Origin of the sequence: Mesorhizobium sp. YM1C-6-2, assembly GCF_003666685.1 — a bacterium.
In the GTDB taxonomy this organism is placed as follows: domain Bacteria; phylum Pseudomonadota; class Alphaproteobacteria; order Rhizobiales; family Rhizobiaceae; genus Mesorhizobium_K.
In genome coordinates, this window is record NZ_RCIZ01000002.1 from 487,896 (window position 1) to 513,215 (window position 25,320).

The following is a 25,320-nucleotide window of genomic DNA, read 5'->3' on the forward strand; positions in this document are numbered from 1 at the left end:
GAGAATGCCTAGTATTTGACGATGATGTCGTTCAGTTCACTGACGCTTGTCTCGGCTTTGGCAAGATTGCGGATCACCCTGCCGCGCGAAAGGATCGTGAAGCGATCGCAGCTTTCGTAAGCGTGATAAAGATTGTGCGTGATGAAGACCGCGGAGACACCCTCTTCCTTGAGTTCGGAGAGATGGGCAAGCAGCTTGTCCGTCTCGCGTACCGAAAGCGCGCTTGTCGGCTCGTCGAGCAGCAGCATTGCTGTCTTGAAGTAGACCGCACGAGCAATGGCGACTGCCTGCCGCTGCCCGCCGGAAAGCGCCTCTACCGGAATATCGGGAGAGTTGATGCCCGAGATGCGCACCACGTTCATCAGCTGATCCATGACGATCTCGTTCATGCGTGCGGTATTGAGGATACCGAGCCCTCTCGTCAGCTCACGGCCGGCAAAGAAGTTGCGCATGATCGACGCCGATCCGACCAAGGCGGAGTCCTGGTAGATCGTCTCAATGCCGAGACGTTCCGAATCTTTGCGCGAGCGGATCGAGACCTCTTTCCCGTCGCGAAGGATCTTGCCGCTCGTCGGGAACTCGACGCCCGACATGATCTTCACCAATGTCGATTTGCCGGCGCCGTTGTCGCCCAAGAGGCCGACCACCTCGTTGCGGCCGATGGTGAAGCTCGCGTTTGTAAGAGCATCCACGTGGCCGTACTGCTTGCTGATGTCCCTGAGTTCGAGCAGCGGAGCGGCGTGTTCCTGTTCGGCGATGGCGTTCATTTGCTGCTCCGGCGCGTCATCCAGGTGTTGATTATGACGGCGCCCACGAGGATCGCGCCGACGAACACGTCGAGGTAGAAGCCTGGTGCTCGCAGGAGCAGCAATACGTCCTCCACCATGTATAGGAGGCAGGCGCCGACGAAGATGCCCAGCACCGTGCCGCGGCCGCCGTTGAGAGCCAGGCCGCCGATGACGCAGATGGCGATTGCACGCAGTTCGAGCCCGGTGCCCTGGGCCGGCGTTGCGGTACCTACGCGGGCAATGCTGATGACGCCTGCGAGCGCGGCGGCGAGGCCGGCGAGCGCGAACGCGATCACCTTGACCCGCTGCGAGGCGATGCCGACCGCCGTAGCCGTGCGTTCGTTGCCGCCGACCAGGAACATGTGGTTTCCAAGTTTCGAACGGTGCAGAAGAATCCAGGCAAGAACGGACAGTCCGATAAACCAGATGAACGGAGCCTCGATACCGGCCACCGAGCCGGTGAAGATGGCTGCGACCTCGGCCGAGGGACGGAAGGAGACGGAGCCCGATTCGGAAAGCCATCGCACAATACCGCGCACGACAAGCATGCTGCCCATCGTCGTGATGAAGGATGGGATCGCGGCGCGCACGGTGATCAGACCGTTGATGACGCCGATGACGATGCCTACCAGCAGCGCGCATCCGACTGCGATGAGCACAGGATATCCGGCAGTAAAGACGATGGCGGCGACATAGGCCGCAAGCGTGTAGACGGAGCCCACGGACAGGTCGAACTCACCGGTGATCATGAGAATCCCGACACCCAGAGCTATGATCCCCAGGGTGGGAATAGCCTTCATGAGAAGACCGATATTCGTGGCGCTGAGGTATCGAAACTCGTTCGGATAGGCGAGCGCGACGAGGACGCAGACGATCTGCAGCAAGATGAAGAGGAGCGTGATATTCGCGATGGGCTCGCGCATCAGACGCCTGAAGCTGCCTTGCGGCGCCTTTGCAGGCGGGGTCGTGGATATGTCGGCCATCGATGAAACCAAAAACGGGCAGGAGGGAAGCGGCTGGAACGCCGTCGCGTAAGTCTGTCGAAAAGGTGCCGGCGGAAACCGCCGGCACCCTTTAAGGAACTAGCGGTAAGTGCCCGCAAATTCCTTGACGAGTTCGGCATTGCTGGCATCGATCACAGTGCCGCCAATGGGAATGCTGGACGGCGGGATACCGTACTTGGCGTAGTAGTGGAGCATCACTACCGGCATGTAGCCCTCGTAGTAGGCGCCGGAGTCGACCGTGGCGACCATGCTGCCGCCGAGGATGGCATCGATGATGCCCGGGCTGAGGTCAAAACCGCCAACGGCGATTTCTACTCCTGCCTCCTTGGCCGCTTGGGGCGCGACTTCGGTGACGACGCTGCCGAGGCCGATGACGGCCTTCGTGTTCTGATTGCCGACGAGATATTGCGAGATGCGGGTCAGCGCGGTTGCCATCGTTGGAGAAGCGTCAAGGCGCTCCGACGTGATGCCGGCCTCGTCGAGGACAGCTTTGATCCCGCGATAGCGCTCAGTCCCGTAGAAGGCATCAGGATCCTCCACGGGAGCCACGACATGGTCGCCGCTCTTGAGCTTGCCCGCTTCGATCATGCGCTTCGCGATGCGCTGGCCCGCCGCGAAGAAGTCCTGGCCCACATAGGCCTGGCTCTCCGTCGCGCCGGGGCGCGGATCGTCCGTGTCGAAGGTGACGACGCCGATGCCCGCGGCCCGCGCCTTGGCGATATTGTCGGTGAAGGCATCCGGCAGGTAGTTGACCACTGCTATGCCGTCGACGCCGTTGGTGATCGCGGTTTCAAGCAGATTGTTCTGCTTCACAGGATCGCTGTCACCATATTGTATGTCGAGGTTTACGCCACGATCGGCGGCAGCCTCCTTCGCCCCGGTGATCACCGGATCCCAGAACGGATCGCCGGCCGCCGTGTAGATGATGAAGGTGACGTCGACGCTCTCGTCCTGTGCGAGGGCCGGCGCGGACTGCACTGTCCCCAACATTAGCAGCGAAGCCGCGAGCGCGCGTAAGCGCGATGCGCGAACAAATCTTTCTCCGAATTGGCGTGTCATTCTGGTTCCCTTCTTCGTTTGAGGTTCAGCTTGGAGTATCGGTAGTGTCCAAGGTGGTCCGGCGGGCGTTTTGACCCTTACGGTCGGATGCGTCGATCATCGCTGAGTCGACGATATGGCGGACGAGGTAGGCAGCAGCGGCATCGCCATCACGCATGCGGACGAGGCTCAGCAGTTCGCGATGCTCCCGCAACTCACGTTGCTTGAACTCCTCGGGATTGTCGCGCCAGCGATGCGCCTGCAGCAGTTCGAGAATCGACCGGATGAAGGCGAGCGAGACAGGATTGCCTGACGCTTCCGCCAGCATGATGTGGAAGCGCATTGCCGGTTCCGCGACATCGCGGCCGGCCTTGAGAGCCTCCTCGTGCCCGTCGAGCAGACGTTCGATCGCCGCGATCTGGTCGTTGCTGATACGCAGGCAGGTGTAGCGGATCGTCTGGGGCTCGATCATCTCCCGCGCCTCGATGAGGTCGAGCACTGCGGCGTCGTTGATCAGCAGGCTGATCAGGTCAGGCCGGAAGAGGTCGTCGGCTCCGACGTTCTTGATGAAGCTACCCTGGCCGGGGACGATCTGTACGACATTGAGGGTTGAGAGAATCTGCAGCGCCTCTCTGACCGTGGAGCGGCCGACGGACAACTGCTCAACCATCTCGCGCTCGGACGGCAACTGATCGCCCGGCTTCCAGACGCCTTGCAGGATCAGCTTGATGATCTGGTCGGCCGCCTTGTGTGCTGTGGTCGACTTTTCTATGGGAGCCAGTTTCATTCGCAACCTCGTGGTCAGACCAGCAGACCAGATAGTTGCGGCGGCTGTCAAGCCCGGAGGAATGCGATCACATCAACGAAGCCCTTTTATCGAAACATCCGAGGTCAGGGTCCGGATCTATGGCGAGATGCTTGACGTGTTGGCTCATATCGCCGACGTCTTGGCATGGCCGGGGTGACACCGGGCGACCGTGTTGTGGTCCAGGTTGAAAAAAGGCGCCGAAGCGCCGATGCTTTATTTCGTGGGACGAATACGCGGATCTTTACGACCGAAACCGCAAACCTACGGTTGAGCGTTCGGCAGCGGAGCCGCCCCTCACGTCGCTGGCGCACATCTCTTGCTTGAGCATTTTGGCTGCTCGGAGTTCCTGGCTAAGGCGTATGCTATCGCTGGGCCATGACATTGACGGGTTCGGCTGGCATTGAGCCAGGATGTCGTTTCCTGCTGATCTGGTTCTGGGTCCCATCTTCGTCGGCAAAGCCGTGACACGCTGGGACGGCAGGCCTGCGAGCGCCATTGCCAAGCAAAAGGTAGATGGCAGGATCTGGCTGACAAAGCTTGGACTTCGCGGCGACGAGCAGGCCGACCTTACCGTCCACGGCGGTCCCGAAAAGGCCTTGCACCACTACGCCGCCGACCACTACCCGTTCTGGCGGGAAAGGATGCCGGACAGTGTCGGGAAATTTGCGCCGGGCGGATTTGGCGAGAACGTCTCCACCGTCGGGCTGACCGAGGAACAGCTCTGCATAGGCGACGTCCTCCAGCTCGGCGAGGCGGTGGTTCAGATATCGCAGGGCCGCCAGCCCTGCTGGAAACTGTCCGCCCATACCGAGCGTGAGGACATGGCGGCGCAATTCCAGAAATCCCGCCGCACCGGCTGGTATTATCGCGTCCTGCAGGAAGGGTACGTCGAGGCCGGCGCCCCGGTCGCCTTGGCCGAGCGCCCGCAGCCGGAATGGCCCCTCCCGGTGGTGATAGCGGCCCGGTTCGATCCGAAGCTCGATCCGGCGGAGGCCGGGCGCCTGGCGATGATCGAGGAGTTGTCGACGTCGTGGCGCGAAGGTTTTAGGCGGAAGTCCGTCTCCGGCTATGTCGAGGACACCGCTCCCCGGCTCGCCGGCACCTGACGCTGGCAGCGACTGACCGCAGCCGATCCGGGAACCTCGCGAGCATCACAAGGCCGCCGCCGGACGTTGCGCGGCAATCGACGCCAGCAGCGCCTCGATTTCGGCCTCCACCACCTTGAGGTCCTCGCCGCCCGACATGATCGAGACGACCTCGTCGCGCGAGATGTCCGACTTGGCGTAGGTGCCCCGGTTCCTGCCCCGGTTGAGCAGGGTAAAAGTATCGCCGACCGGATAGGCGTGGTGGATGTTGTGGCTGATGAAGATCACGGCGAGCCCCCGCATCCTCGCCTCGATGATGAATTTCAGCACCATCGCGGCCTGGTGGACGCCGAGCGCCGAGGTCGGCTCGTCTAGGATCAGCACCTTGGCGCCGAAATGCACGGCGCGCGCGATCGCCACCGACTGGCGCTCGCCTCCCGACAGCGTGCCGACCGCCTGGGTCGGGTCGCGCACGTCGATGCCGATATCGGCCATCGCCTGCTTGGCCACCGAATTGGCGCGCTCCTTGTCCATGCGGGAGAAGGGCAGGCTGCTTCTCGTCGGCTCGCGTCCGAGGAAGAAGTTGCGGGTGATCGACATCAGCGGGATCATGCCGAGGTCCTGGAAGACGGTGGCCACCCCCATCGCCTGCGCCTCGCGCGGGTTGCGGAAGGCGACCGGCCTGCCGTCCACCAGGATCTGGCCCCGGCTCGGGCGGTGCACGCCGGACAGCACCTTGATCAGCGTCGACTTGCCGGCGCCGTTGTCGCCGAGCAGGCAGTGCACCTCGCCGGGATAGACCTTGATGTCGATGTCCTGCAGCGCCTTGACCGAGCCGAAATTGACGCTGACGCCGCTGAGCTCCATGGCGGGAACGAGGGCGCTCATCGGCTGCGCCCTCCGCCGAGCGCCTTGGTGCGGATGTAGGTGTTGACCAGCACCGCGGCGAGGATGACGAGGCCGAGGAAGACCTTGAACCAGTCGGTGTCGATGCCGGTGTAGAAGATGCCCATCTGGACCAGCCCGAAGATCAGCGAGCCGAACAGCACGCCGTAGACGGTGCCGTAGCCGCCGGTGAGCAGCACGCCGCCGATGACGGCCGCGATGATCGCTTCGAATTCCTTGAGCAGGCCGCGCGTGGTGTCGGCCGAGCCCGCTTCCATCACCTGTATGGTGGCGAGCAGCGTGGCGGCGCAGGCGGTGCAGATGAAGAGGCTGATCTTCACCCGCCCGACCGGCACACCGACATTCCTCGCCACCTCCTGGTCGCCTCCGGTCGCGAAGATCCAGTTGCCGTAGCGGGTCTGCGTCAGCACATATCCGGCGGCCGCGGTGATGGCGAGCCACCAGACGATCGAGGCCGGGATGCCGGTGACGAAGGGGATGCCGTCCGAGCGGGCGGCGATCCAGCCCTGGGCGGCCATCCACCGGAAGAAGCCGGTGAAGACATGGCCGTTGAACAGGCCGGCGGTGGCCGGGTCGGGCACGTCGTCGAGGATATAGGGGATCTGCGTGCGGCCGGTGACGGCGCGGGTGATGGCGATCGACAGACCGCGCAGGATGAACAGCGAGGCGAGCGTGACGATGAAGGATGGCAGCCTGGTCCTGACGACGATCAGGCCGTTCAGATAGCCGACCAGCACCGCGACGGCGAAGGCGGACGCGATGCCGCCCCACAGCGGGAAGCCGAGCTCGCGCACGGTGAGGCCGATGACGACGCCGGCGAAGCCGATCATCGAGCCGATCGACAGGTCGAACTCGCCGGCGATGATGAGCAGCGCCGTGGCGGTGGCGATGATGCCGAGCTCCGCCGACAGCGTCAGGAAGGTCATAGCGCCCTGCAGCGAATAGAGGTTCGCGGCACCCGGCAGCAGGGCGAAGATGACGATCGTGGCGACCAGCCCGCCGGCTGCGCCGGCTTCGGGACGGCGCAACAGCTTCGTGAACCAGTTGGCGGCGGCAAGCCGTTCGTCGGCCCCGCCCGCCCGCTTCGGCTTGATGCCGAAACGGTTTTCCTGAGACGTCAGATCCGGGACCTGCTGTTCCACGGCCGTCATTAGGCTCCCCAATTATTCGATGCGCAATGCGATCTTGATATCCACCAGCCGGCAAGGCCCGATTCCCTCCCCTTGTAGGGGAGGGGGCCAGGGTGGAGGTCCGTTGGCGGAAGGATGCTCCGCCAGATCTCCCGGTTTACCGTATCCCGTCCTTGGCGAGACCGAGCATGGCCTTGGCCTTGTCGGGCGTGTCGATGAAGAGCGGGCCGGTATAGGCATCGCTGATCGGCCAGAAGCCGTGGGTGGCATTCTCGACCAGATAGATCACCGGCAGGTAGCCCATCAGATATTGCTGGGCATCCATGCCGAAGCCCATCTCGCCGGCGATGACGGAATCCAGCACTTCGGGGCTGATGTCGAAGGTATAGAGCTTCAGCTTGCCGAACAGCTCCTTCTCGCGGAACATCGGGATCAGCGGGTTGGCGGCGCCCGCGCCCATGGCAAAGACAGCCTGCACGTCGGGATGCGCTGACAGGTATGCCTCGGTGCGGCGGGTGATGTCGGCCGGGTCGGGCGTCACCGCGACCACCTCGGTGCCGCCACCCGACGGCTTCAGCCCGTCGTTCAGCCCGCGGCAGCGGTCGTCCAGGCTGACATTGCCGACCTCGTGGTTGATGCAGACGACCTTGAGGATGCCGTCCTTGGCGAGGCGTTCGCCGGCCTTCTTGCCGGAATCATATTCCGACACGGTGCCGACATAGAGGGTGGTGCCCATCTCCTCGCCGGTCAGTTCGCCGGAATCGACGACGATGACCGGGATGTTGGCTGCGAGTGCTGCCTGCACCGATTTCTTCATCGCGTCGGCGTCGGCGATCGACACGGCGATGCCGTCTGGCTTGGTGGCGATCGCCGCCTCCATCAGGCGCGCCTGCTCGATCACGTCGAAGACCTGCGGCGAGTGGTATTCGACCGTCGCGCCGGTCAGCGCGGCGGCGTCGTCGACTCCGCGCTTGACCACCGACCAGTAGGGGTCGGAGGCGGAGCCGTGGACGACGAAGGCGATGCGGACGTCCTTCGTCTCCTTCAGGTTGGCGGCCAGCGCGCCGCCGGCGGAAAAGCCCGTGACAAAGCTCGCCGACACGAGAGCGGCGATGGCAAGTTTCGATAACAGCTTCATGTTCGGTCTCCCATTTGCCGTTTGAGTGACAGTTCCCTTGCTGCGCGCCTGCTGGCCGCAGATCGAACGGGGGACCGCGTCTATGCGCGCTTGCCCCGTGCGAATTCCTTGCCGGTGGTTTTGCCTGCGGTCGGCAGCCTGGCGCGCAGTTCGTCGCGCAGCGGCCGCATGCCGACGATGTCGAGATCCTGCGCCAGCAGCCAGCCGCGAAAACCGTCGCTGCGGAACAGGTCGTATTCCTCGGTGCGGATATAGGCCGAGCGCGGCTCGATGAGTTCGAGTTCGCCCGGTGCATTGAAATGCAGGCAGAAGAAGGTGAGGCCTTCCTTCACGCCTTCGATGATCGCCTTGTAGGCCGGCTCGGCGGGCTTTGAACGCGGCCGGCTCCATGTGGTCTGAACCGCGGCGTCGAAGATCGCGAAGCCGGCCGCCCGCGCCTTGTCGACGCCCTTCCTGTGCGCCGCCTCGGTGACGCCGACCAGATTGTCGTTCGGGCTGTAGGCGGCGATCGTGCCGGTAAGCAGGATCGGCAGCCGGTATTCCAGGCCGAGCCTCACATAGATGTCGCAGAATTCCGGCGCGAGCGCGCAGCCCATATGCGCATCGAGATGGGTGACGTCGACGCCGGCCGCATAGGCTGTCTCGATCTGCGCGCGCAGCTCCGCCTCGACCGCATCGGAATGGGCGAGCCGCCGGGTCGTGGCGACGTCGGGATGGAAATAGCCGAGTTCGTCGACGAGGCCCGACGCGCGGCCGGGCGCCGTCAGCGGTCCCCATTTGTAGTGGCGCTTCTCGGCGTTGAGCGTGAGGTGCACGCCGAGGTCGATCGCCGGGTCGGCAGCGGCGGCCTCGGCGATTTCCAGGAACCAGGGGCAGGGCACCATGACGGCGCCTGAACTGCATGCACCGAGCTTGACCAGCTCCAGGAAGGCGGTGTTGGCGCCGTGGCACATGCCGACATCGTCTTCGTGCAGCACGATGCGGCGCCTGGATCCGGCCGCGCTCATCGCCGGGCCTCGTTCCCTGGCACGCAAGGATACGTCGCGGGTCGTCCGAAGTCTGTTCCCGAAAGCATGGAACCAACCGTTTAGCCGATGGCGTTCAGCCAGGGGCGTTGCCCAACTGGATGGGATGGAACCGCGAAATTATAGCACGAGACAGAGCCACTTCGGCGGATTCTGATAGGTACGCTTGGCCTAGGCGGAGCCTTCCTTTGCGCAGTTGCTAAATGCGGGGGTGGACGGAAGACCGAAAAGTAGAAGGAAAATCCGACCGACGGTCGCGGGTCCGGGCCATCGACTTTCAACTCTTCTCTGTCTGAGCCCTGTGCTTACCGGTTGTCAAACAATCCTGGTTGCATCTGCAGGAACTCAAAACTGGTGGAAGGGCTAAAGGTCGGTGCTGTCGTGGTCACGGTCTTCCTACCCTTGGAGTCGACGATCACGACCTGCATAGGTTGCGGTTTCTTGATTTCCTTCATCACAACGGCAAGTCGGTGAGTGTGAGATCGTCCGGCGTTGACGCCAAAACCGCCAGTCAGATTGTCGATGCCGAAGCTTGGCCTAAGAAACCCGTCGTATGTAACAACAAACTCGAGCGTCCGGCCGAGGCTGCTTGGTATCAGCATCGGATCGTCAATTGCGCTGTCGATCCATTCTGCAATTCCCAGTCGCCCCTTTAGAGCAGGAATCGAAACCTCGTATCCAGTGCAATACGGCCTTTCTTCCGCGGTGTAGACAAAGCTGGAGGTCACCAAGGTCGTATCGCTATCCTTGCCGGTTGCTCCGATGCCAATCCCAAGCCCGAACTTGCCGTCCCCAGATGGAATGACCCAATCAAGCGCCGACATGCCAGCGCCTACCCGACGCTCCACAATCAGGAATATCTGGTACTCACCGCCCCATTTCTTTAGTTCGGGCTCGGATCTAGCCGCCTGCCGCAAGGCGTCTTCGAATTCACATTGGACCATTCGTTGCACGTCGGCAGGCAAGAGCAACTTGCCGTTTTTATCCCGCGTCAGGGACGCACAACCAGTTAACAGGCCAAGCGCGACCAAAATTATACGGGCGCGCATATTAAGATCCAAAATGGCCTGAAGATTCCATTCATGTCTTAGCCCCCCGACGCAGACATAATCTATCTTTGGCGGCGCCAAAGGATAGCTATACTTTCATATATTTAGGTAGTTATTCTAATATCTCCCTCGAAACAAATCATCATTAAATACGACATAGTATTAAGTCAAGATGGCTAATCGTGTAATCGTGCTCCTGTGCTTGGTGTTCAGAGCAGCGCTCACTGATTGACAACGTCGGTGTCGGGTTGCCAGCAATCTGACATCGTCCTGGCTTGTGTTAAATTTCATACTCCCGCGCTCGATTCCTCAGGCGATCCTGAAGGCTCGCAAAGGGGCAAGAGGTGGATTCGTCCGAATGCGCCGGAGTGGTTCTTTCAAGCCGCAAGCATCCGGTGCATCACGGGATACCAGTTCCAAGCAAGCGACCGGAGGCGGCGATGTATCTGGCAGGTGAGGAAGAGATCGAGGCCATTGCGCGGGTGATCCGCTCCGGCAAGCTGTTCCGCTATCGTGACGACAGCGAATGCGAGCGTTTCGAGAAGCGTTATGCCCAGCATCTCGGCGTTGGCGAGTTCGCGCTCGGCGCCAGCGGCACGCAAGGGCTGGCGGCGGGGCTGGTCGGCCTCGGCATCGGCCCCGGCGACGAGGTGCTGGTGCCCGCCCACACCTACATGGCGACGGCGACGGCCGTCCTGGCCGTCGGCGCCATTCCCGTCATCGTCGACATCGACGAGACGATCACGATCAGCCCGGAAGCCATCCGCGATGCGATCGGCCCGCACACGAAGGCGATCGTCCCCGTGCACATGTGGGGCGCCGCCTGCAACATGGATGCGATCATGGACATTGCCGAGCGGCACGGCCTGCTGGTGCTGGAGGACGTCTGCCAGGGCATCGGCGGTTCCTATGAGGGAAAGAAGCTGGGTTCGATCGGGCATGCCGGCGCGTTCAGCTTCAACTTTTTCAAGAACATGAGCGGCGGCGAGGGCGGCGGCATCGCCGCCAGCGATCCGAAGGTGATGGAACGGGCGCGCTGCTATATCGATCCTTGCCATTTCTACTGGCAGGGACGCAGCGACGGGACCAAGCCCTTCGCCGGCGTCGGCGCGCGTGCCTCCGAACTCCTTGGCGCAATGCTGAACGTCCAGCTCGACCGGCTGGACGGCATGATCCGGACCATGCGGGCCGAGAAGAAGCGGATTCTCGCAGGCACGAAGCATCTCGGCAATCTGGGCCTCCTTGCGAGCCCGATGAACAGCGCCGACCACGACTGCGCGACGCAGGTGATGTTCACGCTGCCGAGCGAGGCTGCGGCGCAGGCCTTCGTGAAGACCATGCCCGCCGTGATTGCCGGCAAGACCGGGCGGCACACTTTTACGCAATGGGATCAGGTGCTGATGCACGAGGGCGCGCATCATCAGGCGATCAACCCCTACACGCTGCCTGCCAACAAGGGCCTGCGCACCGAGTACAAGGACGGCATGTGCAAGGATTCGCTCGAGATACTCAACCGCACGGTGATGGTGGCGACCAGCCCCCTCCATACGGACGAGGAGATAGAGGCGATCGTCCACAACATCGACCAGGCGGCGCGGGTCGCACTGGAGGACGCGGCGGCCGAGACTGTGGTGCTGCGGCGCCAGCAGGCGGTGGATTTGCAGAAGTTCGACGCGTGAGAGCGCCCCTCCCTTCTCCTTGAGGGAGAAGGTGGCCGAGCTGAGCGAAGCGATGGCCAGGTCGGATGAGGGTGCTGGAGAGTTGCAATTTTCCGAAGGGGGTGACGGGTCGTTGTGTTTCCACTCATCATCAGCCTTCACTTGATTGAGGATCACTTCCTCAACAGAGGAGCGGGCGTGTGGAAAGAAGCTCCGGCCAACCCGTTGATTTCGTTCACCTGCACACGAAAATCAGGCCCGGCTTATTCACGCTCCTCCAACCTCCCGCATAATCCGCTCACCGCCCTCGCGGGAACTCTGGTCCGGACCAGGGATCAGGGGAGGGCGGCGGTACCGGTTCGGTCGCGCGGAGGTGGCGCGGCTGGGTGATGAGCCCCGAGGACCGGGCCCTAACCGAGGTCGCGCGGTGAAACGATTCTGCGTCCCCTCCAGGTAGGGCAAGAACGCCGGCGGGGTGCGGGAAACCGGCCACGTATAACATTTGAGAGGCCTGGCCCCGTGCCCCGCTTCCCGACTTCTCCTCCCGGTGGCGAGGAGCGTTCTTTGAAATGGCCAGACTGCGAAAGCAGGGCGTGGCGACGGTGAAACGCGCAGCTATCCCTCCCCTCATGAGGAAGGTGGCGCTACTGCAGGTCGAGTCGCTTGAAGGCGGCGCGCAGCGCCAGCACCGCGCGCAGAATCTGCCGCTCGTCCATGGCGGCATAGCCGAGCAGCAGGCCGTGCTCGGGCTCCGTCGAGTGATAGTTGATCGAGACCGCCTGCACGTCGAGCCCTTCCTTCACCGCGGCCGCGACGACGTCGAGGTCGTTCAGCGGGCGGGTGAAGCTCGCCAGGAGCTGCATGCCGGAATCGTTTTCCGACACCGTCACCCATTCGCCGAGATGCTCGCGGCAGAGTTTTACGAAATTCGCCTGCCGGCGCGCATAGAGCCGGCGCATGCGCTTCAGGTGCGTGGCGAAATAGCCCTGTCTGATGAAGTCGTTGACGGTGGCTTGCAGGATCAGCGGTGCGAACTGGCCGGTGATCGAGACCGCCTTGTCGAAGGAAGACACCAGTTCCGGCGGCACGATGAGATAGCCGATGCGCAGCGCCGGCAGCAGCGTCTTGCCGAAGCTGCCGATATAGACGACGTGGTTGGCCTGATCGAGGCCGCGCAGCGCCGGCACCGGACGACCGCGAAAACGGTACTCGCCGTCAAAATCGTCCTCGACGATCCAGGCGCCGTGGCGCTCGGCGATGTCGAGGAGCTGCAGCCGCTCCTCGATGCGCATGATCGTGCCGAACGGCCATTGGCAGGACGGGGTGACGTAGATCAGCCGCGGCGGCGGCAGTTCCGGGTCGGAGAGGTTCCAGCCGCGGCGATCGACCTTCAGCGGCGCGAGTTTTGCGCCCGCGGCGAGGAACGCGCTTTTCGCGCCGAGATAACCGGGCTCTTCCATCCAGACATGGTCGCCCTCGTCCATCAGGACGCGCGAGACGAGGTCGAGGGCGGCCTGTGCGCCGGTGACGACGATGACCTGTTCGGGCGAGCAGTCGACACCGCGCGACACCGAGATGTTGCTGGCGATCGTGGCGCGCAGTCCCGGATGGCCGGCGAAGGAGAGGTAGCCGAGCAGGCTCTCGTCGCGTGAGCGCGAGTTGCGCACCAGCAGGCTCGACCAGATGGAGAAGGGGAAGGATGCGGTCTCCGGCACGCCGGGGTGGAAGTTGATGACGCCGGCGTTCCGCGGCGGCTGCGGCCCATCGACGATGGTCTGGCCGCGGGAAGAGAGGCGGCGCGGGCTGCCGTTGTAGCGGATGGGGGAAGCGTCCGCGTGCTTCGCCTGGTTGATCGGCGCGACCCAGGTGCCGGAGCCGGCGCGCGCCTCGATGAAACCCTCGGCGAGGAGCTGGTCGTAGGCGGCGATCACGGTGTTGCGGCCGACCTTGAGGTCCTCGGCCAGCGAGCGGGTGGAGGGCAGCAGCGTGTGCGCGGCGATCTGGCCGTCGAGGATGAAGCGGCGCAGAGCCGCGTAGATCTGCCGGTGCATCGGATCGTCGGAGGCGCGGTCGACCGACAGGATGTCGAGCGAAAGGCGCATGTGCTCGCCCAAGTTCTTTCACCTCCCTCGCGGCCGGCCGGTGGAAGTCTGCACCTTTTCGGCCGCATGCTCCAGCCGTGCCGCACGGGCGATCTTCTCCTCGTTGAGCAGTCGCACGGTATCGAGGACCAGCCGGCGGGTCTCGATGCTGACCAGCCGGCCGCCCTTCAGCGCGCGGTGCACCGTGCCCGCGCCGAGGGCGGCGCGATCGGCGATCTCCTTGATCGTGCAGAGCCGTTCCGAACCGAGCCCGACTTCGTAGGTCATTCCGCGTCGTCCTCAGCCGGACCAAGTCGCCGTATCGCCGCCGAGTTCAGGGTCGCCGTCATTCGTCCAGGCGATGGGATCGATGCCGATCCTGATCGCCATTTGCCCCACCAATGGACCCATCGAACTCAGCAAATCGGGCCGCTTCCATGGAACTTGGCAGGGTACTGGACCCTGCGCTAGGTCCACTTGCTGCAAATTGGCCGGAGCCATCGCATCGTCATTTGGGCGTGGATCTGGCGGCGAGCGCTGCCTGCATCGAGGCGACCAGTTCCGAGACTGGTCCGGCGTTTTCCCATGCGTAGAGCGAGACGGTCATGGCCGTTTCCGTGCCGAATGGCGCATATTGCCGAACGCGATGTTGCTGCGTTGCGCGGACAGGCAGGAGCGTCAGGCCGAGCCCGGCCTCCACGGCGATGAGGACGTTGTGGAGGCTGCTGGCCGCGAACGCCACATACCAGCGGCGCTGCTCGCGCTCGATGCGTTCGAACATCGTTTCGCGGTAGAGGCCGCCCGGCTGGAAGGCGACGAGCGGAAGCGGATCTGGCCAGTCGCCCTGAATATCGGCGCTTTCGAACCACGCGATGGGTTCCTGAAAGGCCGCCCGGCAATCGGAGGCCGGCTCGTTCTCCTTGACGACGGCGATGTCGAATTCGCCGCTGCGGTAGCGCCTTGTCAGATCGCGGCTCAGCCCCGCAGTGACATCCAGCCGGATTTCGCGGTGCCGGCGGGCAAAGTCGGCGAAGGTTCCGGCCATCGTGGCGCTGACGATGTCTTCGGGTACGCCGATGCGGATGGAGGCGGTCCCCGCCGGATCGCCCAGCGCCGCCTGGGCCTCCTGCTGCAGCGCAAGCAGCCTGCGCGCATAGCCGAGGAGCCGTTCTCCGGCTGCGGTGGGTTCGACCGGTCGTGCCGAGCGTTCGATCAGCGCGGAGCCCACGGCATCTTCCAGCCGGGCAAGTTGCTGGCTGATGGTGGACTGGGTCATATGCAGCCTCTCGGCTGCAAGCGTGAAGCTTCCGGCATCGACGATGGCGGTGAAGGCGCGAAGCAGGCGGGGATCGAGCATGTCGCCGGGATCCTACGAATGACATTCACAAACGCGATTTAAATCATCCTGATATTTAATTTTCAAATGCGTTCTGTCCTCCTTATCTGGAAGCAGAACCAGATCCACGCAATCACGCAGCTGGCCCACCGCTGCCCCTGATCGGGGGAAATCCAATATGCTTCGTCGTTCGATCCTGATAGGCGCCGCCGGCCTGCTGTTGATGACCGTTCCCTTGACTGCAGGAGAAGCCATGAGTGAAACACGCTTGCACCAGGCGGCCGCGGACAACGCTGCCGCCGCAGTCAGCCAGCTTCTGGCCGAGGGCGCGAAGATTGACGCGCGCAATGACAATGGAGCAACGGCGCTGCTGGTCGCCACCCACGCCAACGCCGTCGATGCGGCCCGCGTCCTCATCGAAGCTGGCGCTGACGTCAACGCCAAGGACCGGATCGACGACAGCCCCTATCTTTATGCCGGGGCGCGCGGGCATCTCGAAATCCTCAAGCTGACGCTGGCGCATGGCGCCGATCTGAAAAGCACCAACCGCTACGGCGGCACGGCGCTCATTCCGGCCTCGGAGCGCGGCCATGTCGAGACGGTGCGCACGCTGATCGAAGCCGGTGTCGACGTCGATCACGTCAACAATCTCAACTGGACCGCGCTGCTCGAGGCGGTCATCCTCGGCAATGGCGGTCCCCGCCACCAGCAGATCGTCGACGTGCTGGTCAAGGCGGGTGCCGACGTCAATCTGGCCGACGGGAACGGCGTGACGCCGCTTCAGCACGCCCGCCGCGCGGGCTATCGCGAAATCGAGAAAATCCTCTCCGCCGCCGGCGCCCGCTAAACAATGGAGGCTTCCGTGAACGATGCAAAACGCTACCTGAGCCAGGCAATCAAGCTTGCGCGCGCCAATATCGAAGCTGGCGGCCGTCCCTTCGGTGCAGTCGTGGTCAGCAATGGTGAGGTGATCTCGACAGCGGTCAACGAGACGCATCTCAGCCACGACGTCACCGATCATGCCGAACTGCTGGCCATCCGCGCCGCCGCGCGCACACACGGTCCGGCGGCGCTCAAGGGCAGCGCGGTCTTTGCCAGCGGCCATCCATGCCCCATGTGCCTGGCCGCCATGCGGCTGGCCGGGGTGGGCGATGTCGCATATGCCTATTCAAACGAGGATGGCGCGCCGTTCGGCCTGTCCACGGCGGATATCTACGCCGAACTCAAGCGGCCTTTTGCCGAGCAGTCGATGGCGATCAGCCATGTGCCGGTGCATCCAGAGACGGGCCTGCATCTTTACCAACACTGGGCACAGACCCGCGACGGACGGCGCTGAGGCGGTGGAACGCGCATCGATATCCGATCGCATGCCGCTGCTTGCGGCCATCGTGCTGGTTGGGCTCAATCTTCGGCCCTTCATCACCGGCATCGGCCCGCTTGCATCGGACATCGGGGCGCAGACCGGGCTCGGCCTGCAAGGCATCGCGCTGCTGACGCTGGTGCCGATGCTTCTGATGGGCGTCCTGGCATTTGCGGGTCCGTCGCTTCAGTTCCGGGTGGGCGCGCGCCGATCGATCATAGCCGCGCTCGCCATCCTGGCAGTGGCCTCGCTGCTGCGCCTGTTCGTGTCTGCCGGCTGGCAGATGGTGGCAACGGCGGCTTTGCTCGGGCTCGGGGCGGCGGTGGTGCAGGCGATGTTGCCGGGCGTCATCAAGCAGCATTTCCCCCGCCATGTCGGCGTCGTGATGGGACTCTATTCCGCCATGCTGATGGGCGGCGGTGCGTTAGGCGCGCAGTTGGCGCCACTGGTCGCCACTGCCGCTGGAGACTGGCATGCCGGACTTGCCTGGATGGCGTTGCCTGCCGTGCTCGCGCTTTGGCTGGTCGCACGCAGCCTGCCGAGGGATACGCGGCGGAAGGCGGGACCGAACAAGACCCTTGCTATTCTCGCGCGGCCGCGGACATGGCTGCTGATGGCCTGTTTCGGTCTCGTCAATGGCGGCTATTCGACCGTCGTGGCATGGCTTGCGCCCTTCTATCGGGGGCTCGGCTGGACTGCCGCCGCCAGCGGCAGCCTGCTGGCGGTGATGGCCGTGTGCCAGGCCATCGCCGCTCTGGTCCTGCCGGTTCTGGCCGGCAGGCGGGAAGATCGCCGGCCATGGCTGTGGCTGACGCTTGCCTTGCAGGCGCTTGGCTTCACGGCGCTGGCCGTGATGCCCGAGGCCGCTCCGTTGCTGTGGGCGGGCATGCTTGGCGCGGGGCTGGGCGGCTGTTTTGCGCTCTCCATGATCGTGGCGCTCGACCATCTGCCCGATCCGGCCGAAGCCGGCGCGCTTTCCGCGCTCATGCAGGGCGGCGGCTTCCTGATCGCAGCGCTGCCGCCATGGATCATCGCCATCCTGCATGATCTCACCGGCGGCTTCACCGCCGGCTGGATGCTTCACCTGGGCTGTGTAGGCATCGTCACGATCCTCTATTGGCGGGTCTCGCCGGCAAGCTATGCGCGAGCATTGGGACTGACAGCCCCGACATCCCCGACCGACGCGGCCTGCGCCGCCAGAGCGTGATCGTGACGGCGCGCGGCTGAATTAGAGGGCGGTGCAACTGTCCACAAAAGCCCGGGTCGCGGCAATCTGCGCCCCGGACTTGTTCCAGAGGACGCCGGTTACCCTCATCTCGGCGTCATCCAGGATGTGCTTGCGAAGCTTCAGCCCCCCGGGCCAGGGCGGGGCCCAGTCCGGCACAATAGCGACGCCGAGGCCGCGATCGACAAGAGCGGCGATCGCATCAAGTGCGTCGAGTTCCAGCCATTCGCGGACCTTCAATCGATGTTGGCGGAGGTATCGATCCACCAGTTGCCCGCCCCATTGATTGCGGTCGTATCTGATGAAGGGATGCTGTTGGATGGCCAGATGGACATTCTCGAAAGGCATCGCCTGAGGCGTTATCAGCACCTGCGGCTCTTCCCTCAACGGCAGCCAGCCGGTGGATTTCGGCGGCTGAAAGGGCGGCTGCACGATGATGGCTGCGTCCAGGTCGCCGGTGACGACCTCCTGGTAGAGATCCAGCGACGAACCGGGGCGGACGAAATATTCGATCAGGGGGTATCCCGCGCTCAAACGTGAAATGATGCCGGGCAACAGACCCGTGAGCGCGCTTGCAGTGGCACCCAGGCGAAGCCGGCCTTCAGGCTGGTCGTTGGCCGCTATGGCGCGCAAATCCCGCGCTGAATCGACCAGCATGCGAGCGTGCCTGATGATCGCCAGGCCGGATTCCGTCGGCTGCATTGTTCGTCCGACGCGGGTGACGAGCGAGTGGCCGATGTCTTCCTCAAGCCTGTGGAGGCGCTGCGCCACCGCTGCCGGCGTCAGTCCCAGCCGCCGTGCCGCGGCGGCCACGGACCCGCTTTCGGCCACGGTGATGAAGCTCTCCAGGAAGCGGACGTCCAAAAGTTATAATTCCTATCGTTTGAAGCTGTAAAAAATCAGATTTTCTATCTTTATTCCAGTGCTATTGAACGTCGCTCAACCTGCTGCAATCTTCATTTCGGGGTAGAACCAGTGTCCATCGAAGCCAAGTTCAGGAAGCTCGGAGTAGACAATGCTCCCGGCCAGGAAGTCCGCCAGACGAACGCGGGAATAGAAGCCCTGCTTCGCGGCGAGAAGATCGACGGACGTCCCGTCGACTTCTCCCACGGCGACGTCGATGCCCATGAACCGACGCCGGGCTCGTTCGATCTGTTTTCCGCGGGTGTCGCAGTCGGCGGTGCGCAGGCCTATACCGAGTATCGCGGCGACGGCGGCATCCGTCGCGAGCTGGCCGTCCGGCTGGCGGAATTCACCGGCGCCCTCGTCGATCCCGAGGACAGCCTGATCATCACGCCCGGCACGCAGGGCGCACTTTTCCTCGCCGTGGCGGCGACCGTGACCCGAGGCGACAAGGTTGCGATCGTCCAGCCAGACTATTTCGCCAACCGCAAGCTGGTCGAGTTCTTCGAAGCTGAGATGATCCCGGTGCGCCTGAACTATCAGGAAGCCGGCGAGGACCGGGCCGGGCTCGATCTCGATCAGCTGGAGAATGCCTTCAAGGCCGGAGCGAAGGTTTTTCTTTTCTCCAATCCGAACAACCCGGCTGGCGTCGTGTATTCGGCCGACGAGATCCGGACCATCGCAGCCCTGGCTTCGCGCTATGGAGCGACTGTCATTGTCGATCAGCTCTATTCGCGGCTCCGCTACGCCGGCGTCAGCTACACGCATCTGCGCGCCGAGGCGATCGATGCCGAAAACGTCGTCACGATCATGGGTCCCTCAAAGACGGAGTCGCTTTCCGGCTATCGCCTGGGGGTCGCATTCGGCTCGAAGACGATCATCGTCCGGATGGAGAAGCTGCAGGCTATCGTCAGTCTCCGCGCTGCGGGGTATTCCCAGGCGGTCTTGCGCAGCTGGTTCAATGAACAGGAAGGCTGGCTGGAAGATCGCATCGTCCAGCACCAGCTCATACGGGATGATCTGCTGACCGTGCTGCGCGGCATAGAAGGGGTCTTCGCGCGTTCGCCACAAGCCGGCAGCTATTTCTTTCCGCGTCTTCCAAAGCTTGCCGTTTCGCCTGCGGATTTCGTGAAAATCCTGAGGCTCCAGGCCGGCGTCATCGTGACCCCGGGAACGGAATTCAGCCCCCATGCCGGCGACAGCGTGCGGCTGAATTTCTCGCAGGATCGCAGCGCGGCGGTCGAGGCCGTCAAGCGCCTTGGATCGCTGGTCGAGAGGTATCGTGCATGACCGGCGGTCAAGGACCGAAGCCGCAGGGCGACTACGTACCCGCCACCCGCAACGGCAACCTGATCTTCACTTCGGGCATGACGCCGCGCAAGGATGGCGTCATGACGCTGACCGGCCCGGTGAAGGTCGATGAGCCTCTCGACACCTACAAGAATGCGGTGCTGCTGGCGTGTGGAAATGCGCTTGCAGCGGCCCGCAGCATGCTGGGCAGCGGAGAGCGCATAACGGCGATCCTCAGCCTGACGGTCTACGTGGCGGCCGAGCCCGGATTCACGGCGCATTCCAGGCTGGCCGACTTCGCCTCCGCGTTCCTGCGCTCCGAACTGGGAACGGACGGCATAGGAAGCAGGGCGGCCGTCGGTGTCGCCACGCTGCCGGGCAACGCACCGGTAGAGATCCAACTCGTCGCTGCTGCCTGATATCGACGTTGCGCCCAGGCGATATCGCCGGTCGTCGAGTGTGGCGACCGGTCTTCCGCCCGCGGATTTATGCCTTGGCCACCCCGCCAAGCAGGTCGATCGTCCACCAGCGATCCGGCGGGATCGGCAAGGCTGAATCCGCTCGTTCGCGAATGGCGCTGAACACAGCCTGGATATCCCACTCCTGCTGCCGCGCGATGCGCTCGGCAGCTTCGGCATCTACAGCCTCGAAGCGCAGGGGCTGGCCCGGGCGGGCCTGCGCCACCTTGCGTAGATCCGGGCCGATGACTGTGGCAATCTTGGCGTAGCCGCCCGTCGTCTGCCGGTCGGCAAGCAGCACGATCGGCTGCCCGGTGCCGGGAACCTGGATGCTTCCATTCACGATACCATCGGAGACGATGTTGAAATCGCCCGCATGTTCGATCCTGTCGCCTTCCAACTGACATCCCATGCGGTCGACCTTGGTCGACAGGCGATATTCCGAGCCGAGGAATGTGGATATTCCAGCCGGCGTGAAGAGATCGTCCTGCGGCCCGAGCACCACGCGGACCGCGCCGAGGTGAGAGGGCAGCATTTTCGGATCGAGTTCCCGGCAGATGACCGGATCGGCAGGCGAACCAACGGGGATACGTTGGCCGGCTCGCAAAGGACCACCGTCGAGCCCGCCGATATTCGACCGGGTGTGCGTGGCACGGCTTCCCAGCACGGGTTCGGACAAGATGCCGCCTTCAACGGCCAGATAGCCTCGCAACCCGCTGCGCATGGCGCCGATCGTGATCGTGGAACCTTCCTCGGCGATGAAACTGGTGCACGGCTCTATCGCCACGCCATCGACGCTGATCGCCGCCGGCGCGCCGACATAAGCCAGGTGGCAGCGCCCCTCACTGATCTTCAGCGTCACGCCGGCCAGCGTCATCTCGATCGCGGCCGCATCGTCATCATTGTCGACCAGCGCATTGGCAACCCGGAAGGCGACCGTATCCATCGCCCCCGATGCGGAAATGCCGAAGCGCTGATAGCCCAGCCGGCCCCTGTCCTGGATGGTCGAGAGCGGCCCTGCCTCGATGACTTCGAGTACGCTATTCACGGAAGTCCTCACGCTCTGCGACGAGATCGCCTGTTTCGGCGGCTTCAAGCTGCCGGTGGTATTCCTGCGGCGTGACCGCATGGAAACGCAGATAATCGCCCGGCTCGAACAGGAAACTTTCCGACTTGCGCGCCGGATCGTAGGTGCGTACCGCCGTTTGTCCCAGCATGTGCCAGCCGCTGGGGATTTCCAGCGGTGGCGAGACTGCCGTCTGCATGCCGCCGACCGATATGCTGCGGGGAGGGGTCTTCAAGCGGGGGTCGGTGCGGCGGCTCGTATGCAGCGCCGGATCGAGGCCGCCGAGATAGGCAAATCCCGGCGCAAAGCCGATCATGTAGATGCGATAGGTGGCCGCGGCGTGCCGGGCAATCACTTCCGCCTCATCGAGCCCGTGTGTTTGCGCGATGAATGGAAGGTCCATCCCGTGATCGCCGCCGTAGCACACCGGGATATGCCAAAGACTTGCATGGCGTTGGGTGCTCTTTGCCGAGGTCCAGCCTGACAGGACGGTGGTAGCCAGCTCGGATTTCGTCAAACGCAGCGGGTCGAATTGAACGAGCAAAGAACGGTAGGTGGGAATCAGTTCCAGAATGCCGTCGAGATTCGCTTCCGCGAGTTGTTCGGCGAGCGCCATCACGGCGGAGTTGGTGCCCGCGTCTATTTCCCGGCCAAACTCGACCACCAGACCGCCATCGCCGGCATCGAGAAAGCGCAAGCCGTGACGAGATGCCTCCGTCAATTGTCATCCTCCGCTACGAGCAGCTCGGTCAACAGCGCGATCGCCGTTTCAAGGTCCGCCAGCCGCATAGCTTCGTCGGGATTGTGGCTGCCGTTCTGATTGCGAACGAAGATCATCGCGGACGGAACGCCGTTTGCGGCGAAGACGGCGGCGTCATGGCCCGCACCGCTCGGCATGCGAAGCGTTCGAAGGGCGAGCTTTGTCGACGCGATGTCTTCCAGGCGCTGGACGAGATCCGCGTCCATGGGCGCCGGCGTGCTGCCCGAACGCGGCCCCCACTCGAAGCGTACGCCGCGCCGTTCTTCTATGTCCTTGGCAAACACGAGCATGGCTTCATGAGTCTTCTCGACAAGCGATGTCGAGGTGCTGCGCACATCCAGGCAGAAATTCACCTCGCCCGGAACCTTGCTGAATGCATGCTGCGAGGGGTCCGTTGCGACTTGGCCGAAGGTGATCGTCAGCGGCGTCTCGGGTTGCTCGTTCTCCTCCCAGAAGCGATCGAGCTTCATGGCTAGATCGGCCAAGGCCATCACCGCGTCCTGCCGGTGGCGCCGCGGCACGGCGCCCGAATGTCCGTAGGCTCCGAGGCAGCGGCCGGTGCGATACCGGAAGCTGCCGGAAATGCCGGTCACCAGCCCGATCGGGATATCCTCGAGCTCGAGCGTCGGCCCCTGCTCGATATGTATCTCCACATAGCCCTTGACCGTTTCCGGGCGGATCGACGCCTCGCCCCGACGGACGCTCTCGGGATTCAGCTTGAGATCGAGCATATGCTGTCGAAGGGTTCTTCCGGTGTCGGCGCGTGGCAGGTCGAGGGCCTCCGCATCCAGTTTCCCGAATGCAGCACGGCTTCCGATATAGGAAGCGGGGAACCAGGTGCTCTCCTCGGCCCGGATCGCCAGAACGGTGACAGGCCGCGAAGGCTCCCGTCCCGCCTTGATCGCCGTCGAGATCGCCGCCAGGCCAGCAACGACGCCGGCTGCGCCGTCGAAGTTTCCTCCATGCGGAACGCTGTCGAGATGCGAGCCGACGATCCATGCCGGCCGATCGGGATTTTTGCCCGGCAAGGTCATGAAGAGGTTGCCCGCGGGATCGCGGGTGATCGACAAGCCGAGCCGCTCCGCCGCTTCCCGGACGATCGCGTGAGCAGTCTCTTCGCCAGCGCCGTAGGCATCGCGCGTGACGCCCGGCTCGTCACGCGACGCCTCGCGCAAAGCATCGAGGAGTGCGCCGGCAAATTCGATATTGGGCGTTGGCATGAATTCTCCGCGTCAGCGATTGAGGATGGACTGGCGCCTCGACGCCCAGACCTGCGGATTGACGAGCGTCTCCGGCCGCTTGTCGGACAGGACGGTCAGGACACATTCGGCCGCTGCAATCGCCGTTCGCCTCAGCGCGGCTTCGGTGGATCCCGCGAGATGCGGTGACAGAATCACGTTCGGCAGCGAACAGAGCGGATGATTTGGGTCCAGCGGCTCGGACCTGAACACGTCGAGGCCGGCGCCCCTGATCGTTCCGTCGCGGAGCGCATTCACAAGGGCGTCTTCATCGACGGTGCTGCCGCGTCCCGTATTGATGAGGAGAGACGTTGGCTTCATGAGCGCCAATTGTTCGCGGCCGATTATGTTTCGGGTGGACGGCGTCGACGGCAGATGGAGGGAAACGACATCGCTTTCGCGAAGCAGCGTCTCTAGCGACGCTGCGCGGACCACGCCCAGCCGTTCGAAGACGGCGTCGGGCTGATGGCTGGAGAGGGCGATGACCCGCATGCCCAGCGCGCGTCCGATCGCTGCAGTTTGCCGGCCGATGGCGCCGAAGCCGAGGATGCCCAGCGTCAGCCCTGCGACCTCCATGAGGTCCACCGAATATTTGAAGGCAAAGTCGCCCGTGCGCGCTGCCGTGTCGGCGGCAACTACCTGCTTGGCCAATGCAAAGATGAGCGCGATTGCCTGCTCGGCCACCGACCGCTCGTTGCTGCCCGGCGTGTTGGTCACCGAGATTCCGAGGCTCGTGGCCGTGTCGATGTCGACGGGGTCATAGCCGACGCCATGAACCGCCACGACCTTCAGGTCCGGCAGGCCGTTCATCTGCTGGCCTGAAAACCCGGCGTTGCGCGTGATCGCCGCTACTACGCGCCCCGGGTCCACGGCGTCGAGACTATCGACCGGAAAAACGCCGGCATCTTTCAGGCGGCCCATGCCGGCCGAGTGGATCGGCTGAACGATCAGACATGCAGGCAATTCGGACGAGTTCACAATGTAAAAATCCCTCTTGCGTTCCATTGGTATACCAGCGATACTCCACTTGGCAAGCCCGATCGGAGGAGACGATCCTGCCGGGGCAGGCTGTGTGGCTGCAGCGGTTTCACGCCTACGGCACGCGATCGAAACGGATAGCTGAAACCAGCAAGAACCAATCAAGGGGAAGTCATGAAGATCAAGCTGGCGATTGCCGCCATTCTCGCTTTTGCAAGTGTCTCCGCCGTTCAGGCCGAGGACCTGAAACTGGTCCAGGATGGAACATTGATGGTCGCGACCGAGGGCACCTATCCGCCCTTCTCGATGCAGTCGCCGTCGGGTGAGCTCGACGGGCTTGAGATCCGCGTCATGAAGGAAATCTCCAGCCGGATCGGCCTTACCTATGAACCCGTCGTGACGAAGTGGGACTCGCTCCTGGTCGGCCTTTCGGCCAATCAGTATGACGTCATCAGCGCGGCGATGGACATCACCGAGGAGCGCCAGAAGGCGGTCCTGTTCTCGGACGGATGGCTGGAGTCCGGTGGCCGCATCGTGACGATGGAAGACTCGGCGATCAAGTCGGCCGCCGATCTCAAGGGCAAGGCGGTCGGTGCGCTCGTCGCCTCGACCTGGTTCAAGATCGCGGAGGATCTGGGCGGTACGGTCAAGGGCTACAAGGCCGAGTCCGATGCGCTCCAGGATCTCGCCAACGGCAATATTGATGCCGTGATCACGGATGCCGTGGCCGCCGGCTACTCGATCAAGAATGCCGGCCTGCCGCTAGTCATGACCGAGGACTTCGTCAGCCGCGTGCAGAAGGGCTTTGCCTTCAACAAGGATCGTGGCGACCTCGTCGAAAAGGTGAACAAGGCGCTGGCCGACATGATCGCCGACGGCACCTACGCCAAGCTTACGACGGAACTGGTCGGCTTCGATCCGCATCCGGCCGAGCCGATCCGCACCCTGAAGTAAATCGGTTGCGCGGGCGCTCCGCGCCCCTATTCAGAACGGAGG

Annotated in this window: 25 protein-coding genes; 8 read left to right on the forward strand and 17 right to left on the reverse strand. The window is 63.6% G+C overall.

Annotated features, from left to right (window positions below):
• Positions 1-8 precede the first annotated feature (8 nt).
• The 4 genes from D8676_RS07205 to D8676_RS07220 all read right to left on the reverse strand — a co-directional run bounded on the left by D8676_RS07205 (position 9) and on the right by D8676_RS07220 (position 3,617).
• Positions 9-767, reverse strand: a complete 759-nt coding sequence (locus D8676_RS07205; protein WP_121580155.1) for an ATP-binding cassette domain-containing protein — start codon at positions 765-767, stop codon at positions 9-11.
• Positions 764-1,771, reverse strand: a complete 1,008-nt coding sequence (locus D8676_RS07210) for an ABC transporter permease (RefSeq protein WP_245426653.1) — start codon at positions 1,769-1,771, stop codon at positions 764-766. The genes D8676_RS07205 and D8676_RS07210 overlap by 4 nt, the downstream gene beginning before the upstream one ends.
• A 99-nt stretch (positions 1,772-1,870) precedes the next feature.
• Entirely contained in the window at positions 1,871-2,782 is a 912-nt protein-coding gene (locus D8676_RS07215) for a substrate-binding domain-containing protein (RefSeq protein WP_183097014.1), read from the reverse strand.
• A gap of 94 nt (positions 2,783-2,876) precedes the next feature.
• Positions 2,877-3,617, reverse strand: coding sequence for a FadR/GntR family transcriptional regulator (locus D8676_RS07220; protein ID WP_121580158.1), 741 nt, complete (start codon positions 3,615-3,617; stop codon positions 2,877-2,879).
• Positions 3,618-4,048: 431 nt separating this feature from the next.
• Between D8676_RS07220 and D8676_RS07225 the strand changes: the two genes are divergently transcribed.
• Positions 4,049-4,744, forward strand: a complete 696-nt coding sequence (locus D8676_RS07225; RefSeq protein WP_121580159.1) for an MOSC domain-containing protein — start codon at positions 4,049-4,051, stop codon at positions 4,742-4,744.
• 45 nt (positions 4,745-4,789) lie between these two features.
• Here D8676_RS07225 and D8676_RS07230 read toward each other — a convergent pair whose 3' ends face one another.
• The 5 genes from D8676_RS07230 to D8676_RS07250 all read right to left on the reverse strand — a co-directional run bounded on the left by D8676_RS07230 (position 4,790) and on the right by D8676_RS07250 (position 9,971).
• A complete protein-coding gene (locus D8676_RS07230; protein WP_121580160.1) occupies positions 4,790-5,611 on the reverse strand; it encodes an ATP-binding cassette domain-containing protein in 822 nt (273 codons plus the stop codon).
• Positions 5,608-6,780, reverse strand: coding sequence for an ABC transporter permease (locus tag D8676_RS07235; RefSeq protein WP_121580161.1), 1,173 nt, complete (start codon positions 6,778-6,780; stop codon positions 5,608-5,610). The genes D8676_RS07230 and D8676_RS07235 overlap by 4 nt, the downstream gene beginning before the upstream one ends.
• Positions 6,781-6,916: 136 nt before the next feature.
• The gene (locus D8676_RS07240) at positions 6,917-7,897 is read right to left on the reverse strand and encodes a sugar ABC transporter substrate-binding protein (protein WP_121580162.1); all 981 of its coding nucleotides are present in this window, start codon (positions 7,895-7,897) and stop codon (positions 6,917-6,919) included.
• Positions 7,898-7,977: 80 nt separating this feature from the next.
• Positions 7,978-8,904, reverse strand: coding sequence for a ChbG/HpnK family deacetylase (locus tag D8676_RS07245; protein ID WP_121580163.1), 927 nt, complete (start codon positions 8,902-8,904; stop codon positions 7,978-7,980).
• Positions 8,905-9,227: 323 nt separating this feature from the next.
• Entirely contained in the window at positions 9,228-9,971 is a 744-nt protein-coding gene (locus tag D8676_RS07250; protein ID WP_121580164.1) for a hypothetical protein, read from the reverse strand.
• Positions 9,972-10,411: 440 nt separating this feature from the next.
• On the opposite strand from D8676_RS07250, the gene D8676_RS07255 reads away from it, so the two are divergent.
• Positions 10,412-11,650, forward strand: a complete 1,239-nt coding sequence (locus D8676_RS07255; protein WP_121580165.1) for an aminotransferase class I/II-fold pyridoxal phosphate-dependent enzyme — start codon at positions 10,412-10,414, stop codon at positions 11,648-11,650.
• A 623-nt stretch (positions 11,651-12,273) separates the two neighbouring features.
• Here D8676_RS07255 and D8676_RS07260 read toward each other — a convergent pair.
• The 3 genes from D8676_RS07260 to D8676_RS07270 all read right to left on the reverse strand — a co-directional run bounded on the left by D8676_RS07260 (position 12,274) and on the right by D8676_RS07270 (position 15,067).
• Complete coding sequence (locus D8676_RS07260; RefSeq protein ID WP_245426655.1) at positions 12,274-13,731, reverse strand: PLP-dependent aminotransferase family protein; 1,458 nt, start codon at positions 13,729-13,731, stop codon at positions 12,274-12,276.
• An 18-nt stretch (positions 13,732-13,749) separates the two neighbouring features.
• The gene (locus tag D8676_RS07265) at positions 13,750-13,998 is read right to left on the reverse strand and encodes a LacI family DNA-binding transcriptional regulator (protein ID WP_121580166.1); all 249 of its coding nucleotides are present in this window, start codon (positions 13,996-13,998) and stop codon (positions 13,750-13,752) included.
• 220 nt (positions 13,999-14,218) lie between these two features.
• Positions 14,219-15,067 carry a LysR family transcriptional regulator gene (locus D8676_RS07270; protein ID WP_121580167.1) on the reverse strand — a complete coding sequence of 283 codons (849 nt, stop codon included), beginning with the start codon at positions 15,065-15,067 and terminating at the stop codon, positions 14,219-14,221.
• 232 nt (positions 15,068-15,299) lie between these two features.
• On the opposite strand from D8676_RS07270, the gene D8676_RS07275 reads away from it, so the two are divergent.
• Genes D8676_RS07275 through D8676_RS07285 form a run of 3 tightly spaced genes read left to right on the forward strand, consistent with a single transcriptional unit; the run spans position 15,300 to position 17,613 of the window.
• Positions 15,300-15,893, forward strand: coding sequence for an ankyrin repeat domain-containing protein (locus tag D8676_RS07275; RefSeq protein ID WP_245426657.1), 594 nt, complete (start codon positions 15,300-15,302; stop codon positions 15,891-15,893).
• 15 nt (positions 15,894-15,908) lie between these two features.
• Positions 15,909-16,382: a nucleoside deaminase gene (locus D8676_RS07280; protein ID WP_121580461.1), complete on the forward strand. Its 474-nt coding sequence runs from the start codon at positions 15,909-15,911 to the stop codon at positions 16,380-16,382.
• Positions 16,383-16,386: 4 nt separating this feature from the next.
• Positions 16,387-17,613 carry a cyanate transporter gene (locus D8676_RS07285; protein WP_245426659.1) on the forward strand — a complete coding sequence of 409 codons (1,227 nt, stop codon included), beginning with the start codon at positions 16,387-16,389 and terminating at the stop codon, positions 17,611-17,613.
• A 21-nt stretch (positions 17,614-17,634) separates the two neighbouring features.
• Here the strand turns inward: D8676_RS07285 and D8676_RS07290 are convergent, their stop codons facing one another.
• The gene (locus D8676_RS07290; protein ID WP_121580170.1) at positions 17,635-18,495 is read right to left on the reverse strand and encodes a LysR family transcriptional regulator; all 861 of its coding nucleotides are present in this window, start codon (positions 18,493-18,495) and stop codon (positions 17,635-17,637) included.
• A gap of 111 nt (positions 18,496-18,606) precedes the next feature.
• Between D8676_RS07290 and D8676_RS07295 the strand changes: the two genes are divergently transcribed.
• Positions 18,607-19,824, forward strand: a complete 1,218-nt coding sequence (locus D8676_RS07295) for a pyridoxal phosphate-dependent aminotransferase (protein WP_121580171.1) — start codon at positions 18,607-18,609, stop codon at positions 19,822-19,824.
• A complete protein-coding gene (locus D8676_RS07300) occupies positions 19,821-20,243 on the forward strand; it encodes a RidA family protein (protein WP_121580172.1) in 423 nt (140 codons plus the stop codon). Before D8676_RS07295 ends, D8676_RS07300 begins: the two co-directional genes overlap by 4 nt.
• Before the next feature lie 67 nt (positions 20,244-20,310).
• Here D8676_RS07300 and D8676_RS07305 read toward each other — a convergent pair whose 3' ends face one another.
• The 4 genes from D8676_RS07305 to D8676_RS07320 are packed head-to-tail and all read right to left on the reverse strand — an operon-like array spanning position 20,311 to position 24,489.
• Positions 20,311-21,411 carry a biotin-dependent carboxyltransferase family protein gene (locus D8676_RS07305; RefSeq protein WP_121580173.1) on the reverse strand — a complete coding sequence of 367 codons (1,101 nt, stop codon included), beginning with the start codon at positions 21,409-21,411 and terminating at the stop codon, positions 20,311-20,313.
• Positions 21,323-22,069 carry a 5-oxoprolinase subunit PxpB gene (gene pxpB / locus D8676_RS07310; RefSeq protein ID WP_121580174.1) on the reverse strand — a complete coding sequence of 249 codons (747 nt, stop codon included), beginning with the start codon at positions 22,067-22,069 and terminating at the stop codon, positions 21,323-21,325. The genes D8676_RS07305 and pxpB overlap by 89 nt, the downstream gene beginning before the upstream one ends.
• A complete protein-coding gene (locus D8676_RS07315; protein ID WP_121580175.1) occupies positions 22,066-23,328 on the reverse strand; it encodes a Zn-dependent hydrolase in 1,263 nt (420 codons plus the stop codon). Before D8676_RS07315 ends, pxpB begins: the two co-directional genes overlap by 4 nt.
• 12 nt (positions 23,329-23,340) lie before the next feature.
• Positions 23,341-24,489 (reverse strand): hydroxyacid dehydrogenase, encoded by a 1,149-nt coding sequence (locus tag D8676_RS07320; protein WP_245426661.1) that lies wholly within the window; start codon positions 24,487-24,489, stop codon positions 23,341-23,343.
• Between the two features lie 9 nt (positions 24,490-24,498).
• Here D8676_RS07320 and D8676_RS07325 point away from each other — a divergent pair, with 9 nt between their 5' ends.
• Positions 24,499-25,278, forward strand: coding sequence for a transporter substrate-binding domain-containing protein (locus tag D8676_RS07325; RefSeq protein ID WP_121580177.1), 780 nt, complete (start codon positions 24,499-24,501; stop codon positions 25,276-25,278).
• Positions 25,279-25,320: the final 42 nt, after the last annotated feature.